This window comes from uncultured Salegentibacter sp. (assembly GCF_963972535.1).
In the GTDB taxonomy this organism is placed as follows: Bacteria; Bacteroidota; Bacteroidia; order Flavobacteriales; family Flavobacteriaceae; genus Salegentibacter.
In genome coordinates this window covers 1-1,784 of the sequence record NZ_CAXAVR010000207.1, presented here as the reverse complement: position 1 = coordinate 1,784, position 1,784 = coordinate 1, and the positions used below count along the sequence as shown (strand labels likewise).

At 37.4% G+C, this 1,784-nt stretch carries 2 protein-coding genes; both read right to left on the bottom strand.

Going from position 1 to position 1,784, the window contains the following annotated elements; translation table 11 throughout:
• Positions 1–548, bottom strand: a 548-nt coding sequence (locus AACZ30_RS13860; protein WP_339650108.1) for an OB-fold nucleic acid binding domain-containing protein, incomplete at its 3' end; no start/stop codon positions are given.
• A gap of 108 nt (positions 549–656) precedes the next feature.
• Positions 657–1,784 (bottom strand): MMPL family transporter (locus tag AACZ30_RS13855; RefSeq protein ID WP_339650107.1); only part of this gene is annotated, 1,128 nt, incomplete at its 5' end.

Here is a 1,784-nt window from a genome sequence, read left to right as displayed (position 1 = left end):
GGGTTTTCCATATCTAAAGCGCTAACTCTAAACATTTCACCAGCACCTTCGGCATCACTTCCGGTAATAATTGGAGTGTTTACATAATGAAAGTTATTTTGCTGAAAATAACTATGTACAGCAAAAGACAGTTTAGATCGCACACGCATAATGGCGCCAAAAGTATTTGTGCGCACACGTAAATGTGCCTGCTCTCTTAATTTCTCCAGGCTGTGTCGCTTGGGAGAAAGAATGGTAAGTTTTACTTCTTCGGGATTTGCATCGCCAAGAATTTTAAACTCTTTTACCTCAATCTCAACTCGTTGCTGATTTCCCTGGCTTTCAACCAAAGTTCCTTTTACAGAAACGGCAGCACCAACGGTGATTCTTTTAAGCTCGTCCTGGTCAAAATTCTCAAAATCTATTACACATTGCAGGTTGTTAATGGTAGAACCATCGTTTAAGGCAATAAAGCGATTGCTCCTAAAAGAACGAACCCAGCCGTTCACCTCAAATTCCTGTAGAAATTGATTGCTGTCTAATATTTCAGCAATTTTTGCTTGTATCATTTATGTTAGATTTAGAAAAAACAAATATAATTTATCCGTCTCAGCCTGCAAAGCAAGCCGGTTTTTATTAATCACTCAAGGAGGTTAATTCCCCAAGCGCTTTGTTGATTATCTTTCTGAATTTTTAGATTCCTCTTTTTCAATTTCGGCTTCGTCTTCTTCGGTTTCAATAATCTTCATTGCGGGTTCTTTCATAACTTCTTTGTTGGCAATATTTTTCTCTAAGGAAAGCAATAAAGAAGGAAGTAATAATAAATTAGCCAGCATTGCGAAAAGTAAGGTTGCTGAAACGAGACCACCAAGAGCTACAGTTCCCCCAAAACTACTAATCATGAATACCGAAAACCCGAAAAACAGCACAATAGAAGTATAAAACATACTAACTCCTGTTTCCCGTAGCGCCGCGTAAACCGAACGTTTAATTTTCCAATTATTAGCTTTTAGTTCCTGCCTGTATTTTGCTAAAAAGTGAATAGTATCATCTACCGAAATCCCGAAAGCTATACTAAACACCAGGATTGTAGAAGGTTTTATAGGAACACCTAAAAAGCCCATCATTCCTGCAGTTACCAGCAAAGGTAGGAGGTTAGGAACCAGGGAAACAATAATCATTCTAAACGATCTAAACATCCAGGCCATAAATATTGCAATTAATAAAATGGCCAGGGAAAGCGAAATAATAAGATTTTTTACCAGGTAATTGGTTCCTTTTTGGAAGATAAAAGCTTTACCCGTCATGGAAATTTCGTAACGTTCCTGGGGGAAAATTTTATTGATTTGGGGCCAGAGGTCTTCTTCCAGTTCTTCCATTTTATCGGTTCCCACATCTTTCATATAAGTGGTAATTCTCGCATACCTTCCCGTACTGTCTATATAAGAAGTGAGTAAATTTTCATTTGAAGAAAATCCTTTGGTGTACGGCATAATAAAGTTTTGTTCCTGCGAACTTGGTAATTGATAATATTGGGCATCGCCGTTATAAAACGCCTGTTTAGAATATTTTACCAGCCGGGTTATGGAAATTGGTTGGGAAAGTTCAGGAATATCAGCGAGATGATCTTCCAGTTCTTCCATGCGTTTAAGCGTAGCAGGTTTTAAAACACCATTTTTTCGTTTTGTATCTACAAGAATTTCTAATGGCATTACCCCGTCAAATTCTTCTTCAAAGAATTTAATATCCTGGAAGAATTCAGCTTCTTCGGGCATATCTTCTAATAAACTGCCTGAAATTTTTAT